Here is a 14,373-nt window from a genome sequence, read left to right on the forward strand (position 1 = left end):
GACCCGCAGAGCCAAAAGGGGTATGCATGAAGACCGCCAAAGACGTCCTGAAATCGATCAAGGACAACGACGTCAAATACGTCGACCTGCGCTTCACCGATCCGCGCGGCAAGTGGCAGCACGTCACCTTCGACATCAGCATGATCGATGAGGACATTTTCGCCGAAGGCACGATGTTCGACGGCTCATCGATCGCCGGCTGGAAGGCGATCAACGAGTCCGACATGTGCCTGATGCCCGATCCGGTGACCGCGACGATCGATCCGTTCTTCGCCGAGACCACCATGGTCATCACCTGCGACGTGCTCGAGCCGACCACCGGCGAGCCCTACAACCGCGATCCCCGCGGCATCGCCAAGAAGGCCGAGGCGATGGTGAAGTCGATGGGCGTTGGCGACACCGTCTTCGTCGGCCCCGAAGCCGAATTCTTCGTGTTCGACGACGTGCGCTTCTCCGCCAATCCCTACAGCACCGGCTTCCGCCTCGACTCCTCGGAGCTGCCGACCAACTCCGACACCGAATATGAAGGCGGCAATCTCGGCCATCGTGTCCGCACCAAGGGCGGCTACTTCCCGGTGCCGCCGCAGGATTCCGTGCAGGACATGCGCTCGGAGATGCTCGGCGCCATGGCCAAGATGGGTGTGAAGGTCGAGAAGCACCATCACGAAGTCGCCTCCGCCCAGCACGAGCTCGGCATGAAGTTCGACACGCTGACGCTGATGGCCGACCACATGCAGATCTACAAATACTGCATCCACCAGGTCGCGCACATCTACGGCAAGACCGCCACCTTCATGCCGAAGCCGGTCTTCGGCGACAACGGCTCGGGCATGCACGTGCACCAGTCGATCTGGAAGGACGGCAAGCCGGTGTTCGCCGGCAACAAATACGCCGACCTGTCGGAGACCTGCCTCCACTACATCGGCGGCATCATCAAGCACGCCAAGGCGATCAACGCCTTCACCAATCCGTCGACCAACTCCTACAAGCGTCTGGTCCCGGGCTATGAGGCTCCCGTGCTGCTCGCCTATTCCGCGCGCAACCGCTCGGCCTCCTGCCGGATCCCCTACACTGCTTCGCCGAAGGCCAAGCGTGTCGAGGTGCGCTTCCCCGATCCGCTCGCCAATCCCTATCTCGGTTTCGCCGCGATGCTGATGGCTGGCCTCGACGGCATCAAGAACAAGATCGATCCGGGTCCGGCGATGGACAAGGACCTCTACGATCTGCCGAAGGAAGAGCTGAAGCAGATCCCGACGGTGTGCGGCAGCTTGCGCGAGGCGCTCGAAAACCTCGACAAGGACCGCGGCTTCCTGAAGAACGGCGGCGTGTTCGACGACGATTTCATCGACGCCTATATCGAGCTGAAGATGACCGAAGTCGCCCGCTTCGAAATGACCCCGCACCCGGTCGAGTTCGAGATGTACTATTCGGGCTAGGTGGCCCGAACGACCACGACGCACGAAAGGCGCCCCTCGGGGCGCCTTTTTTGTGGTCATCGAGTTTCGTTCTGCGTCTGACTCCATTTCGTTCTCAAAGAACGAATCGGAATCGAGAAAACTGGCGCGCATCAATTCTTGATATCTGGTTTATTGCGCCCGAGAGATCGCGAGCGCTGTTGGTAATTCGCAGGATGCATTCAGCGCCGCGAAATCCACCCTGGAGACTAGTTCTCGTGCCTGTTTGCGAAAATCGCCAATCCTCCGCCGCCGGTCGCAACGATCGATAGCCTTATAGGCCTCGGCGCAGCCCCGCAGCTACGCCGCCGCGCGCTGCTTCGCCACCATGGCCTGACCGAACGCCTCGAACAGTTTTCGGTTGATCGGATTGTGCTGCGGGTCGTATTCGGCGTGCCATTGCACGCCGAGCGCAAAGGTCTTGGCTTCCGCGATGCGGATCGCCTCGATGGTGCCGTCCTCGGCAATGCCCTCGATCAGCACGCGCTTGCCGGGATCGAGGATGCCCTGGCCGTGCAGCGAATTGACCCTGATCTTGTCACAGCCGAGCAATTCCGCGAACGCGCCGCCCGGTGTCAGATCGACGTCGTGACGATCGGCGAACACCACTGTCGGGTCGGGATGGATCTCACCGTTCTCAAGCCTTGGCATGCGATGGTTCATGCGGCCCGGGATTTCGCGGATCTCGGGATGCAGCGAGCCGCCGAAGGCGACGTTCATCTCCTGGAGGCCCCTGCAGATGCCGAACAGCGGGATACCGCGGGCAACGCAGGCGACCGAGAGCGCCAGCGCCACCTCGTCGCGGTGGATGTCGTAGGGCTCGTGCGCCTCACACGGATCGACGTTGAAACGGGTCGGATGGACGTTGGCGCGGGCGCCGGTGAGCACGATTCCGTCGACGGTATCGAGCAGCGCGCCGATATCGGTGATGTCGGGCGAGCCCGCGAACATCACCGGCAGACCGCCGGAAACCTCGGCCACGGCGCGCAGATTACGCTCGCCGACCATCTGGACCTGAAATCGATTCTCAACGCGATGGGCGTTCCCGATCACGCCGACGACCGGCTTTCTCATCTCCCGTTCAGACCTCTCGCCGAAGACGATTCTCCAAACATGCCCCTGGGGTGGAACAAATTCAACAGAAGGGTACGCGGGACGGCAATGCTATTTTCGCGCAAATGCCTCCCGGGCCACGATCGCGCCGCCAAGGGGCAGGCCGGCGATCTTCAGCGCGGTCGCCGCCGGGTCGCCCGGCGCAGCCAACCAGGGCAGTTTCGTCTCGATTCCGCGCGTCACGGGCTCCCCGAGCGCGCCACCGAAATCGATCGGCCAAAGCCCGTTGGGCACTATTTCGGCGGTAAGGCCACGGAGTGCGTAACCGTCGCCCAGCACCGCCTCCACATGGTCGCCGGCGACAAGGCGCGCGGTCGTAGGGTCCAGGGGATCGCCAAAGCTCACCAGCACGGGCATTAGGTCGCCCTGCACCGCGACGACGCCGGTCTGCCGGTTGAGCTCGTTGAACGAGACGCGGTTGCCTCGCGCAGCGCCATAAGCGCGGAGCGCGACATAGTTGATGTCGTCGAGATCGAGCTTCGCGCCCTGCTGATGCGCGAGCAATGCCACCACATTCTTTCCCCGGCCGAGGTCGACGAACACGGCCTCGCCGCGCATCGTGGTGCGGCCGCCCCGGCTATAGCCGCGATCGGGCACGACGGACAGAATGCCCGACCCGGTCTTGATCCCGTCAGGCGTCGTCACCTCGACCGCGAGGCGATATTTGTGACCGGGCCGATTGATCCGGATCTGGTCGCCAATCACGAGCACGGCCAGAAGCCCGAGCAGACCCACCCATTTGCTGATGAAACTCAAGCGCGCCCCACCTGTTCTCTCCTCGTCGGTCTGCACCGTTCATACGGCAGCGTCAAACCAGCGCGTTGACGCGGTCTTGATCAAAAGCGTGTTTGTCGAAAGAGTGCCCCCCGGTCCACCTAAAGGACATTGCGTGATCACATTCCCGAATGAACGACCCCCGACCCGTTTTGATCTGGCTTGGGGCATTTCGGTCGGCGGCATCGGTGTGGTGCTGTTCGCCGTGCTGCTCGCGTTCTCCTGGTACTTCGCGACCACCCTGCTCCTGATCTTCGCCGGGGTGCTGCTGGGCCTTGGGCTCAACGCGCTGACCAACGCGCTTGGCCGGCACGCGCGTCTTCCGCATACGCTGCGGCTCGCGATCGTCTGCTTGGCCCTCGCGCTGATGCTCGCGGGCATCGCATATCTCGGCGGCGCCACCATCGCCGATCAGGCGGCGGGACTCAGCAAAACCATCAAATCCCAGATCGGCAACGTCAAATCATTCCTGGACAATCACGGCATCGACACCAGCTTCTTCGATTTCGGGAGCTCCGGACCCGGTTCGTCTCCCGACGCGCAACCGGAGCCGACGCCGTCGGCCGGCACGGCGTCGCGCGGGGCAATACCCGGCGCAGGCGCCCTTGCCTCCAGCGGCGGGGCGATCGTGAGCCAGACGTTCAAGCTGCTGCTTGGCACCATCCACGGCGTGGGAAACATCTTCATCGTGCTGTTTCTGGGAGTCGCCTTCGCCGCCCAACCCAGCGTCTATCGCGAGGGATTGCTGTTCATCGCGCCTGCAAAACATCGCGCGCGCACGGCCGTCATCATCGACCGCGTCAGCGAGACACTTGAACGATGGCTGATCGCACAGATGATCGTCATGCTCGCGGTCGGCGCGGTAACCTGGATCGGGCTTCTCATCATCGGCATCCCGGGCTCCTTCATTCTCGGGATTCAGGCGGGACTGCTCGGCTTCATTCCGACCGTCGGCGCCATCATAGCCGGCGTCGTGGTCGTGCTGGCGAGCCTCGCCTCAGGATGGATTCCGGCGCTGTCGGCGTTTCTCCTCTTCATGGGCGTCCACGCCATGGAGAGCTACGTGCTGACGCCCCTGCTGCAGCGGCAGGCACTGGACATTCCGCCGGCCACGCTGTTCGCGTTCCAGATCCTGCTCGGCGTCGTGTTCGGGATCTGGGGCCTGGCGCTGGCGCTGCCACTGGTCGCCATCGCCAAAGTCGTGATCGACCATTTCAAGACGTATGAAGCGCCGCCTCTGGCGGAGGCGGCCTGAGCCGCCTCAGGTGATGAGCACGGTTTCGGTGTGCTCCACCTCAGGCGGTGCCGCAAAATACTGGCCGACGAGGCCGCGCCATTCGGTGAAATTCTCGGAGCCGCGAAAATCGACGGTGTGGTTCTCGAGCGTCTCCCACTTCACCATCAGACGATAGCGCTGCGGCTTCTCGATCGACTTGTGCAGCTCGAAACCGTGAAAACCCTTGGAGCGGCCGAAAGCGGCCTTCGCCTTGGCAACGGCGGCCTCAAAATCGTTCTCGCTGCCCGGCTTGACGTCGATTTGCGCGATCTCGGTGATCATCTGTTTCCACCCATTTTGTTCGATGGGCGTGTCTACCGCAGCCCGCGACAAAGAAAAAGGCGCCGAAACGGCGCCCTGCCCGGTCCAAGAATGCAGATCACTCAGGCGAGCAGCAGAACGGTGCCCACCACCATCAGCGCACAACCGGCGAACAGCGCGAGCGGCCAGTAATTGCGGCCTTGCGTGTAGCGCCCCTGGGCGCGGCGCTCGGTGATCAGCGCGCTCTCGTATTCGTCCGCGGTCGAGAACAGGCACGCGAAGCCGCCGCGTGCCGAAGTCGCCGCGGCTTCGAGCGACATCAAGGCGGTCTGCGGGTTCCGTCGACGGATCGATTCCATGACCGCAATGGTAGGGATCGAATGGTAAACAGGGGATTACCGCGAGGCCTCCTTTGCCTAGGCGGTCGCCGGCTGCGCTTTGGACTGCGTGTTGGGCACGCCGATCCGCGCGGCGCTCTGGCGGCGCCAGTTCTCCAGCGACAGTGGCAGCTCCTCCGCCGACTCGACGCGGTTTCGGCCGCCGCGCTTGGCCTGGTAGAGCGCGGTGTCGGCCGAGGCCAGCAGCACTTCGAGCTCGGTGCCGGCCGGACCGCCGGCGACGCCGATGCTGACGGTGGTGTCGACCGGGCCCTCGTCGACGACGACGCCGGAGGTCTCGAAGGCCTCGCGCACGCGCTCAGCGACCAGCACGCCCTCCTCGAGCGAACACGGCAGGAGGGCGGCGAACTCCTCGCCGCCGATGCGACCCGACATGTCGCTGATGCGCAGATTGCTGACGACGACGGTCGAGAACAGTTTCAGCATCTCGTCGCCGGCGGGATGGCCGAACCGGTCGTTGATCGACTTGAAATGATCGATATCGAAGATCATCACGGTCACGGGACGTCCGGCCTTTGCCTCGCGCTCGATCACGCGCCCGCAGGCTTCCGAGAAGCCGCGGCGGTTGAGCATGCCGGTCAGCGGATCGGTGGAGGCGGCGGTCCGGTGCGCGGTGACGGTGCGCTCGGACACCAGCATGAAGATCACGAACACGGTGCCGACGGCATAAAGCACGAGCTCGACCGCGAACACGGTGACCCAGATGCTGCTGGCGAAACCCGCATCGTGCGGACGCAGGAAGCTGCCGAGCACGATCGGCAGCATCAAGACGCAGCCGTGCATCACCGGCACCACGAAGGCCGGCCAGCGCCGTTGCAGGCTCTTGCGTCGCTCGACCCAGAGCTCGCTGGCGGTCAACGCCGCATAGACCGACACGATGCCGGCGCCGACGATCATGCGCAGCATGGACGCGGGGGGATCGAGCAGCGTGGCGGCAGCGACCCAGGCGAGCGCGCCGACCAGGAGACCCGGCCAATTCGGCTTGCGGCCGTGGAAGACGCGCGCCGCATTCCACACCATGCCGCACGCGACGAAGCCGACCGCGTTCAGCGCAAGGTAAAGATGCGGCCCCAATCTGTCGCCCGCCGCCGTCCAGAGCGCGACCGATGCGGCGCCGAGGAGATAGGCGGTGCCCCACCATTTCAGCGCAGCGCTATTCTCCTGCCTTCCGAAAAACACCATCATGGCGCCGAGCAGTGCGGCGACCATGGTGGCGACCAAATAGAGCGTGATGCTATCGAGCGACATCATGTCGGCCCCCTTCTAGACATAGCAGTTACGCGATCGGATCAACCGATTTGCGCGCCCTTCCAAAAGCGACGCTATGTCCCGCGGGTTCCATTCAGGTTTTCATGCGAGCCCAAGTTTTCAGGAAACACGCCATCAATTTGCATACAAACGAACAGCAAAAAGGGCGCTGAAATCAGCGCCCTTTTGCATCTCATTGAAGCCGCTTTCGCGACGAATGCGACCGATGCGATTAACGCTTCGAGAACTGGAAGGACCGGCGGGCCTTGGCCTTGCCGTACTTCTTGCGCTCGACCACGCGGGAGTCGCGGGTGAGGAAGCCGCCCTTTTTGAGCACGGTGCGCAGCTCCGGCTCGAAATAGGTCAGTGCCTTGGAGATGCCGTGACGGACGGCACCGGCCTGGCCGGACAGACCACCGCCGGCGACGGTGCAGATCACGTCATACTGGCCGGACCGCGCGGCCACGGAGAACGGCTGCTCGATCATCATGCGCAGCACGGGACGGGCGAAATAGACCTCGACCTCGCGCGCGTTGACCGTGACCTTGCCGGCGCCTGGCTTGATCCAGACGCGGGCGACCGCGTCCTTGCGCTTGCCGGTGGCATAGGCGCGGTTGAACTTGTCGACTTTCTTCTCGTGCTTGGGCGCGTCGGGCGCGGCCGCCGTCTTGAGCTGCGAGAGCTGGTCGAGCGACTGGATGGATTCGGCCATGTTATGCGGCCCTCGTGTTCTTGCGGTTCAACTTGGCGATGTCGATCTTCTCGGGCGTCTGGGCCTCGTGCGGATGATCGGCGCCGCCATAGACGCGCAGGTTGCCCATCTGGACGCGACCGAGCGGGCCACGCGGGATCATGCGCTCGACGGCCTTCTCCAGCACGCGCTCGGGATGCTTGCCCTCGAGGATCTGGCGCGCGGTGCGCTCCTTGACGTGGCCGACATAGCCGGTGTGCTTGTAATAGGTCTTCTGCTCGCGCTTGCGGCCGGTGAGAACCGCATGCTGCGCGTTGATGATGATGATGTTGTCGCCGCAATCAACGTGCGGGGTGTAGGTCGGGAGGTGCTTGCCGCGCAGGCGCATGGCGACGATGGTGGCGAGACGGCCGACGACCAGACCCTTGGCGTCGATCAGTACCCACTTCTTCGTCACCTCAGCCGGCTTTGCCGAAAAGGTTTTCATGTCAGAGTTTCCGTGAACGGGGAGCATCGGCGCGAACACCGCACCGGACTGGCCGTTTTTTAGAGAACAGAGGCGCCGCGGTCAATGCCCAAAGGCGGAATTTACTTGTTCAATATCAACGACTTAGAAATATGGTATTAAGATACCCGTAAAAAGTTCAAACGTTTGGAATGGAATAGGTCGAGGTGACATGCGCAATCGGATCGGGCGAGGTGCCGGACAATAGCTTCACCTCACCGACTGCGAGGCGCTTGCCGAGCTTGAGCAGCCGCGCCTCCGCCAGCACGTCCTGCCCGGGCTGGCCCTTGCGCAGGAAGTTAATGTTGAGATTGGTGGTCACCGCGAGCCCGATCGGCCCGATCGCGGACAACAGCACCACGTACATCGCGAAATCGGCGAGCGCCATCAGGGTCGGGCCGGACACGGTTCCACCCGGCCGCAGCATCTTTTCGCTATAGCGCTGACGCAAAAGGCAGGCCTGACCGTCCGCGCTCTCGATCGTGATGTCGTCGCCGCTGAAGGCCTGGGGAAACTCATTGCGGAGGAACTGCTCGAGCTCCGCCACGCTCATTTTCGCTAACGCCATGCTGCCCCTCACCCTCGCTTCACGTCCCCTGTTACATTAAGTTATCTGCGTCATCCAATCGCAATAATCCAACCGGAAACGCTTTGATGTCCGTCCAGGCCGCCCGCGCCCCCTCCCCGCAACTGCCGATCCTGCTGCGCGAGACCGTCGGCCCTATCGCGGTCCTGACCCTGAACCGCCCGGCCGCCCGCAACAGCCTGTCGGCGGCGATGATCGCAAGCCTGCATGCCGAGCTCAACGAGATCCGCGACGACAAGTCCGTCCGCGGCGTCGTGATCGCGGCCAACGGTCCCGCCTTCTCCGCCGGCCACGACATGAAGGAGCTGACCGCGCGTCGCGGCGACCCGGATCGCGGCCGTGCCTTCTTCGCCGAGATGATGACCGCCTGCAGCGCGATGATGCAGGCGATCGTGCACCTGCCCAAGCCCGTGGTCGCATCCGTTCAGGGCATCGCCACTGCCGCCGGCTGCCAGCTCGTGGCCAGCTGCGATCTCGCGATCGCCTCGGAAGCAGCACACTTCGCCACTCCGGGCGTCGACATCGGCCTGTTCTGCTCGACGCCAATGGTGGCGCTGTCGCGCAATGTGCCGCGCAAGCAGGCGATGGAGATGTTGCTGACAGGCGAGCCGATCCCGGCCGCACGCGCTCGCGAGATCGGGCTCGTCAATCGTGTCGTCGCCGCCGGCAGCGAGCGCCATGCCGCCATTGCGCTCGCCGAACAGGTCGCGCTGAAATCCGCCTATACCGTCAAGCTCGGCAAGGAGGCGTTCTACCGCCAGGCCGAGATGAACCTTGCAGATGCCTATCGCTATGCGGCAGAGGTGATGACCGAGAACATGATGGCGCGCGACGCCGAGGAAGGCATTGGCGCCTTCATCGAGAAGCGCACGCCGACATGGCGGGATGAGTAATTCGTCATTGCGAGCGAAGCGAAGCAATCCAGAATCCCTCCTCGGAGACAGACTGGATTGCTTCGTCGCTTCGCTCCTCGCAATGACGGCGAAAGATGAGCCCGAAAAGATGAGCCAATGAACCACGACGCCTATCCCGACAATTACATCCGGGGCATCCTCAACAACGTGAAATCGATCGCGATGGTCGGCGCCTCGCCGGCCAACGTGCGGCCGAGCTATTTCGCGTTCAAATATCTGGCCCAGCGTGGCTACGACATGATCCCGGTCAATCCCGGCCATGTCGGCAAGGAGCTGCTCGGAAAACCCTTCGTCGCCTCGCTGTCCGACATCGGCCGTCCCGTCGACATGATCGACATTTTCCGCAACTCCAGCCACATCATGCCCGTGGTCGAGGAAGCCCTCACGCTCGATCCGCTGCCGATGGTGATCTGGATGCAGTTGGGGGCACGCGACGACGCGGCGGCGCTGAAGGCGGAATCGGTCGGTATCAAGGTGGTGATGAACCGCTGCCCCAAGATCGAATATGGCCGCCTGTCGTCGGAGATCTCGTGGATGGGCGTCAATTCACGCACGCTGAGCTCGAAACGCGCTCCGGTGCCGACGCAGGGCATGCGGCTATCCCTCAATCGGATGAGTGTCGGCGGCGGCGAAACCGCGGCATCGGACCGCGCCGCCAAAAACAAGACCGAGCAAAGCTGACGCAGTTGCGAAGGTTTCATTTCGCGAACGCGACAATGCGTAGCACGATCGTTCCGATGTGAAGCCGCGCCTTGACGGCAGCCGCGGCGCCAATCAGCATGCCGCGCGATTTCAGACCACGACAACAGGACGCCCTCAATGAGCGATCGCCTTCCGGGATTTTCGACCCTCGCCGTGCATGCCGGTGCACAGCCCGATCCCACCACTGGTGCGCGCGCGACTCCGATCTATCAAACGACGTCGTTCGTCTTCAACGACGCCGACCACGCCGCCTCTCTGTTCGGCCTGCAGGCCTTCGGCAACATCTATACCCGCATCGGCAATCCCACCAACGCGGTGCTGGAAGAGCGCGTCGCAGCACTCGAAGGCGGCACGGCCGCGCTGGCGGTGGCCTCGGGCCATGCCGCGCAGGTCGTGGTGTTGCAGCAATTGCTCCAGCCCGGCGACGAGTTCATCGCCGCGCGAAAGCTCTATGGCGGCTCCATCAACCAGTTCACCCACGCGTTCAAGAGCTTCGGCTGGAACGTGGTGTGGGCCGATCCCGACGACATCGCGAGCTTCGAACGCGCGGTCACGCCGCGCACGAAAGCGATCTTCATCGAGTCCATCGCCAATCCCGCCGGCAGCATCACCGACATCGAGGCGATCTCGACGGTGGCGCGCAAGGCGGGCGTACCGCTCATCGTCGACAATACGCTGGCCTCACCCTATCTGATCCGTCCCATCGACCACGGTGCCGACATCGTCGTGCACTCGCTGACGAAGTTTCTCGGCGGCCACGGCAATTCGATCGGCGGCATCATCGTCGATGCCGGCACTTTCGACTGGTCGACCGGCGGCAAATATCCGATGCTATCGGAGCCGCGGCCCGAATATCACGGCATCCGGCTGCAGGAGACGTTTGGCAATTTCGCCTTTGCGATCGCCTGCCGCGTGCTCGGCCTGCGCGACCTCGGACCCGCGCTGTCGCCATTCAACGCCTTCATGATCCTCACCGGCATCGAGACATTGCCGCTGCGTATGCAGAAGCACTGCGACAACGCGAAAGCGGTCGCCGAATTCCTCGCCGGCCATCCGGCGGTGGCCGCGGTGAACTATGCGGGCCTTGCAAGCGACAAGTACAACCAGCTCGCGCGCAAATACGCGCCGAAGGGTGCCGGCGCCGTGTTCACCTTCAGCCTGAAGGGCGGCTACGATGCCGGCGTCAGCCTGGTGTCGAAGTTGCAGCTGTTCTCGCATCTGGCCAATGTCGGCGACACCCGCTCGCTGGTCATCCATCCGGCCTCGACCACGCACAGCCAGCTCGACGACGCCGCCAAGGTCAAGTCCGGCGCCGGCCCCGACGTGGTGCGGCTCTCGATCGGCATCGAGGACAAGGAAGATTTGATCGCCGATCTGGAACAGGCACTGGGCACGTAGCTGTCCTGGACATTCCGGGGCGCTTTGATGTGCCCCGGGAGTCCGGCTCCAGTTAACAGTCATTAACCATATCTGCCGCATACATCGTCACTGGATCGCCCCCTTTGATTCGGAGCCGACGATGCTGCGCTGGATGGTGCCTGCCCTGGCGGCGATGTTGACAGTCTCAGCTGCGTTCGCCGCCGATCTGCCGGCCACGCCAAAGCGGCGGGCGGCCGCTCCGCCGCAGGAGCCGCCGCAGGTCTATGTCGAGACCGATCCGGATGCGCTGATCTCGCCGGCCTACGGCATCGGCAGCTACATCCGCAATTTGCCGGGTACGCCACTGCTCCCGGGCTCCCACACGCTGCCGGGCTATTACGGCCGCCCCTGGGACTACGATTACCAGGGCGCGTATTACGGCGGGAAGCAGGTCGATTATTTCTGGCGCCTGCCCTACTCGTGCGGCATCTACGGCTATTGCTGAAGAGCAGATCCGATCAGCCGGCCTGACCGACGGGAACGGCGCGCGGCTGCGCTTCGGTTGCGCCACGCGTCGCGAGCCGCTCTGTCTGCATCACCGCAAGCGTCAGCACCACGATGGCGACTGCCTGATGCGCGAGCGCGAGATCGATCGGCACCTGGTTGAGCAGCGTGAGGATGCCGAGCAATGCTTGCAGGCTGACCGCGCCCAGCAGCAAAAGCGCGCCGCTTGCCGCCGAACCCGCGCGTGAACGCACGGCGTCGAACGCGTGCAACGCCGCCAGCGCGAACAGCGCATAGGCCGTCATCCGGTGCTCGAACTGCACCGTCAGCACATTGTCGAACATGTTGCGCCACCACGGCGTCTCGAACCACAGCCGCTCCCCTGAGGGAATGAACGCGCCGTCGATCTGCGGCCAGGTGTTGTAGGCGCGGCCGGCGCGCAGGCCCGCAACCAGAGCACCAAAATAGATCTGGATAAAGGTCACCGCGAGGAGCAAGGCGCTGGTAAAGCGCAGCCGCGACGATGCTGCGATCTGCGGACGCCCGGCGAGCCGCCGCACCGTCCAGACGATGCCGGCGAAGATCACGAGCGCGAGCATAAGATGTGTCGCCAGCCGATATTGCGACACCTCGACGCGTTCGGACAGCCCCGAGGCCACCATCCACCAGCCGACCGCGCCCTGGAGGCCGCCGAGCGCGAACAACAGCCACAGCCGCCGCTTCAACTCACCGGACAGGCCGCCGCGCCAGAGGAAGAACAGGAACGGCAACAGATAGGCGACGCCGATGAAACGGCCGAGCAGCCGGTGGCTCCATTCCCACCAGAAGATCTGCTTGAACTCGGACAGGCTCATGCCGGCGTTGAGCTCGCGATATTGCGGGATCGTCTTGTAGGCCTCGAAGGCCGCCGTCCACTGCGCTTCCGAAAGTGGTGGCACGCTGCCCGTGACCGGCTTCCACTCGACGATCGAGAGCCCGGATTCCGTCAGCCGCGTTGCGCCTCCGACCAGTACCATCAGCGCGATCAGCGCAGCCACTGAGATCAGCCACCAGCGCACGGCGCGATACGGCTCGGACGGGGCGGAATTCGTCGTCATTCGAGGCAAAACCAGAGCTTGAACCGGACTGCGTGCCCCTTATAGTCCCCCGCTCCCGCAGCGCAAGTTACGCGAAAGCCGCGATATTCCGTCATGACGATCCGCACTCGCAAGTTCCTCGGCACCATCCTGCTCCTGGTGCTCGCCACCGTCTGGGCACTGCTCGGCATGGCGCTGGCGCAGATGCCGTGGATCGCCGAGTCCGGCTGGCGCCAGGCCATCTATTATGTGGTGGTCGGCATGGGCTGGGTGCTGCCGGCCATGCCGATCGTGAGCTGGATGCAGCGGCCCGATCGGGCCAAGTCGAGTTCGTAGCGCTTCCAGTTCGTAGCGCTTCTAGGTCGCAGCAGTCCCGGTCGGCTTCACCGGCGCAAAAGCGACCCCCGACACCAGCACCCGCATCATGCGCAGCGAGCGCACCCGGCCATCCCAGGAAATGCGCGGCAGCGCGCGCAGATTGGTGCGTCCCTCCGCGTCCACCACGCCCGGGATCGTCGTCACCGCGCTGGCAAAACCGGCCTCCTCCGCCATGATGACATGGCTGCGCCGGAACGAGGCGCGATCACCGAACGGAAAGGCGAGATGCCGGATGTCGCGATCGAAGGCCGCTTCCGCGACTGCCTTGCCCATCGTCATCTCGCGCAGCGCGGCCGCATCCTTCATGTTGGCGAGAACGGGATAGTTCACGGTCGCACTGCCGATTGTCACCAGCGGATCGGCCGAAAGCCTTGCCAGATCCTCCCAATTCATCGATGCCTCGCGTGAGAGCGCGGCAAGGTCGACCCGGTAGCGCGTGCAGAGGTCTGCGATCGCAGCCGACACATCCGCCGGCGGCAGCGAGCGCAGCCAGGCCTCGAGGAACGAAAACAGCGCCTGCTTCTCCGCGTTGCCAGTCACAGTGAAGCGCTGCTCCTTCTCGCCCATCAAGAGACTGACACGGCTCTCGCGCGCGATCACCTGTTCAAGTCCGAGCCACCAGGCCTCGCCGACGCCGTCGGGAAACGCCGTGGGCACATAGATCGTGAAGGGCACGGCGTGGCGCGCCAGCACCGGATAGGCAAAGTCGATCAGATCCTTGCCGGCGCCGTCGAAGGTGAGTGCCACGAAGCGCCGCTGTTCCGACAGCGTCACCGCGCGCCGGCAGACCTCGTCCATGCCGACGAAATCATAGTTCCACCGCTTCAGCGCGCGAATGGCGCGATCGAGGAAATGCGGCGTGATCTCGTTCTCGCGCAGCGGCTGAAACCCGCCGCGCCGGCGCGACCGCACATGCGCAAAGCGCAGGATGGCGCCGGCACCACGACTGCGCAGCGCAGCCTGGCCCGTGAACCAGGTCAGCTCAAGTCGCAGCCGTTCCAGCCATCTGTCGTCGGATGCCAATGTCCCACCTCGCGCCCGTCGGCGGCCGGTCCCCTCTTAGTCATTACCCTTTGTTGACATTTCTTTGCAAAGGTCGGCCACAGGCCGAATTACGCATATTTTTGATTTCTC

At 63.9% G+C, this 14,373-nt stretch carries 17 protein-coding genes; 7 read left to right on the forward strand and 10 right to left on the reverse strand.

Annotated features, from left to right (window positions below; genetic code table 11):
• Positions 1-26 precede the first annotated feature (26 nt).
• Complete coding sequence (glnA, locus tag AC0L3B_RS26800) at positions 27-1,436, forward strand: type I glutamate--ammonia ligase (protein WP_007603494.1); 1,410 nt, start codon at positions 27-29, stop codon at positions 1,434-1,436.
• A gap of 318 nt (positions 1,437-1,754) precedes the next feature.
• Here the strand turns inward: glnA and AC0L3B_RS26805 are convergent, their stop codons facing one another.
• On the reverse strand, positions 1,755-2,528 hold the full coding sequence (locus AC0L3B_RS26805; protein ID WP_018455114.1) for a gamma-glutamyl-gamma-aminobutyrate hydrolase family protein: 774 nt from the start codon (positions 2,526-2,528) through the stop codon (positions 1,755-1,757).
• A 90-nt stretch (positions 2,529-2,618) separates the two neighbouring features.
• On the reverse strand, positions 2,619-3,323 hold the full coding sequence (locus AC0L3B_RS26810; protein WP_085362111.1) for a hypothetical protein: 705 nt from the start codon (positions 3,321-3,323) through the stop codon (positions 2,619-2,621).
• Positions 3,324-3,459: 136 nt separating this feature from the next.
• Between AC0L3B_RS26810 and AC0L3B_RS26815 the strand changes: the two genes are divergently transcribed.
• Positions 3,460-4,596, forward strand: a complete 1,137-nt coding sequence (locus AC0L3B_RS26815; RefSeq protein WP_039799329.1) for an AI-2E family transporter — start codon at positions 3,460-3,462, stop codon at positions 4,594-4,596.
• A gap of 6 nt (positions 4,597-4,602) precedes the next feature.
• On the opposite strand, the gene AC0L3B_RS26820 is transcribed toward AC0L3B_RS26815, so the two are convergent.
• The 6 genes from AC0L3B_RS26820 to AC0L3B_RS26845 all read right to left on the reverse strand — a co-directional run bounded on the left by AC0L3B_RS26820 (position 4,603) and on the right by AC0L3B_RS26845 (position 8,288).
• Complete coding sequence (locus AC0L3B_RS26820) at positions 4,603-4,899, reverse strand: antibiotic biosynthesis monooxygenase family protein (protein ID WP_473381386.1); 297 nt, start codon at positions 4,897-4,899, stop codon at positions 4,603-4,605.
• A 101-nt stretch (positions 4,900-5,000) separates the two neighbouring features.
• A complete protein-coding gene (locus tag AC0L3B_RS26825; RefSeq protein WP_446481791.1) occupies positions 5,001-5,237 on the reverse strand; it encodes a hypothetical protein in 237 nt (78 codons plus the stop codon).
• 57 nt (positions 5,238-5,294) lie between these two features.
• Complete coding sequence (locus AC0L3B_RS26830) at positions 5,295-6,527, reverse strand: GGDEF domain-containing protein (protein WP_247369868.1); 1,233 nt, start codon at positions 6,525-6,527, stop codon at positions 5,295-5,297.
• Positions 6,528-6,756: 229 nt separating this feature from the next.
• A complete protein-coding gene (gene rpsI, locus AC0L3B_RS26835) occupies positions 6,757-7,236 on the reverse strand; it encodes a 30S ribosomal protein S9 (RefSeq protein ID WP_007603485.1) in 480 nt (159 codons plus the stop codon).
• Between the two features lies 1 nt (position 7,237).
• Positions 7,238-7,702, reverse strand: coding sequence for a 50S ribosomal protein L13 (rplM, locus tag AC0L3B_RS26840; protein ID WP_018455120.1), 465 nt, complete (start codon positions 7,700-7,702; stop codon positions 7,238-7,240).
• 157 nt (positions 7,703-7,859) lie between these two features.
• Positions 7,860-8,288, reverse strand: coding sequence for a PaaI family thioesterase (locus AC0L3B_RS26845; protein ID WP_007603483.1), 429 nt, complete (start codon positions 8,286-8,288; stop codon positions 7,860-7,862).
• Positions 8,289-8,374: 86 nt separating this feature from the next.
• Here AC0L3B_RS26845 and AC0L3B_RS26850 point away from each other — a divergent pair, with 86 nt between their 5' ends.
• The 4 genes from AC0L3B_RS26850 (at position 8,375) to AC0L3B_RS26865 (ending at position 11,786) form a co-directional block, all read left to right on the forward strand.
• Entirely contained in the window at positions 8,375-9,199 is an 825-nt protein-coding gene (locus AC0L3B_RS26850; RefSeq protein WP_204511362.1) for an enoyl-CoA hydratase, read from the forward strand.
• A gap of 117 nt (positions 9,200-9,316) precedes the next feature.
• Positions 9,317-9,901, forward strand: coding sequence for a CoA-binding protein (locus AC0L3B_RS26855; protein WP_085384765.1), 585 nt, complete (start codon positions 9,317-9,319; stop codon positions 9,899-9,901).
• Between the two features lie 138 nt (positions 9,902-10,039).
• Positions 10,040-11,320 carry an O-acetylhomoserine aminocarboxypropyltransferase gene (locus tag AC0L3B_RS26860; RefSeq protein ID WP_085353375.1) on the forward strand — a complete coding sequence of 427 codons (1,281 nt, stop codon included), beginning with the start codon at positions 10,040-10,042 and terminating at the stop codon, positions 11,318-11,320.
• Between the two features lie 121 nt (positions 11,321-11,441).
• On the forward strand, positions 11,442-11,786 hold the full coding sequence (locus AC0L3B_RS26865) for a hypothetical protein (protein WP_085353377.1): 345 nt from the start codon (positions 11,442-11,444) through the stop codon (positions 11,784-11,786).
• Positions 11,787-11,799: 13 nt separating this feature from the next.
• Here the strand turns inward: AC0L3B_RS26865 and AC0L3B_RS26870 are convergent, their stop codons facing one another.
• Positions 11,800-12,882 (reverse strand): COX15/CtaA family protein, encoded by a 1,083-nt coding sequence (locus AC0L3B_RS26870; protein ID WP_085353379.1) that lies wholly within the window; start codon positions 12,880-12,882, stop codon positions 11,800-11,802.
• Between the two features lie 93 nt (positions 12,883-12,975).
• Between AC0L3B_RS26870 and AC0L3B_RS26875 the strand changes: the two genes are divergently transcribed.
• Entirely contained in the window at positions 12,976-13,197 is a 222-nt protein-coding gene (locus AC0L3B_RS26875; RefSeq protein WP_007603477.1) for a DUF2842 domain-containing protein, read from the forward strand.
• 21 nt (positions 13,198-13,218) lie between these two features.
• Here AC0L3B_RS26875 and AC0L3B_RS26880 read toward each other — a convergent pair whose 3' ends face one another.
• Complete coding sequence (locus AC0L3B_RS26880; protein ID WP_094183354.1) at positions 13,219-14,262, reverse strand: polysaccharide deacetylase family protein; 1,044 nt, start codon at positions 14,260-14,262, stop codon at positions 13,219-13,221.
• Positions 14,263-14,373: the final 111 nt, after the last annotated feature.

The sequence above is a fragment of the Bradyrhizobium sp. Kon56 genome (assembly GCF_055807635.1).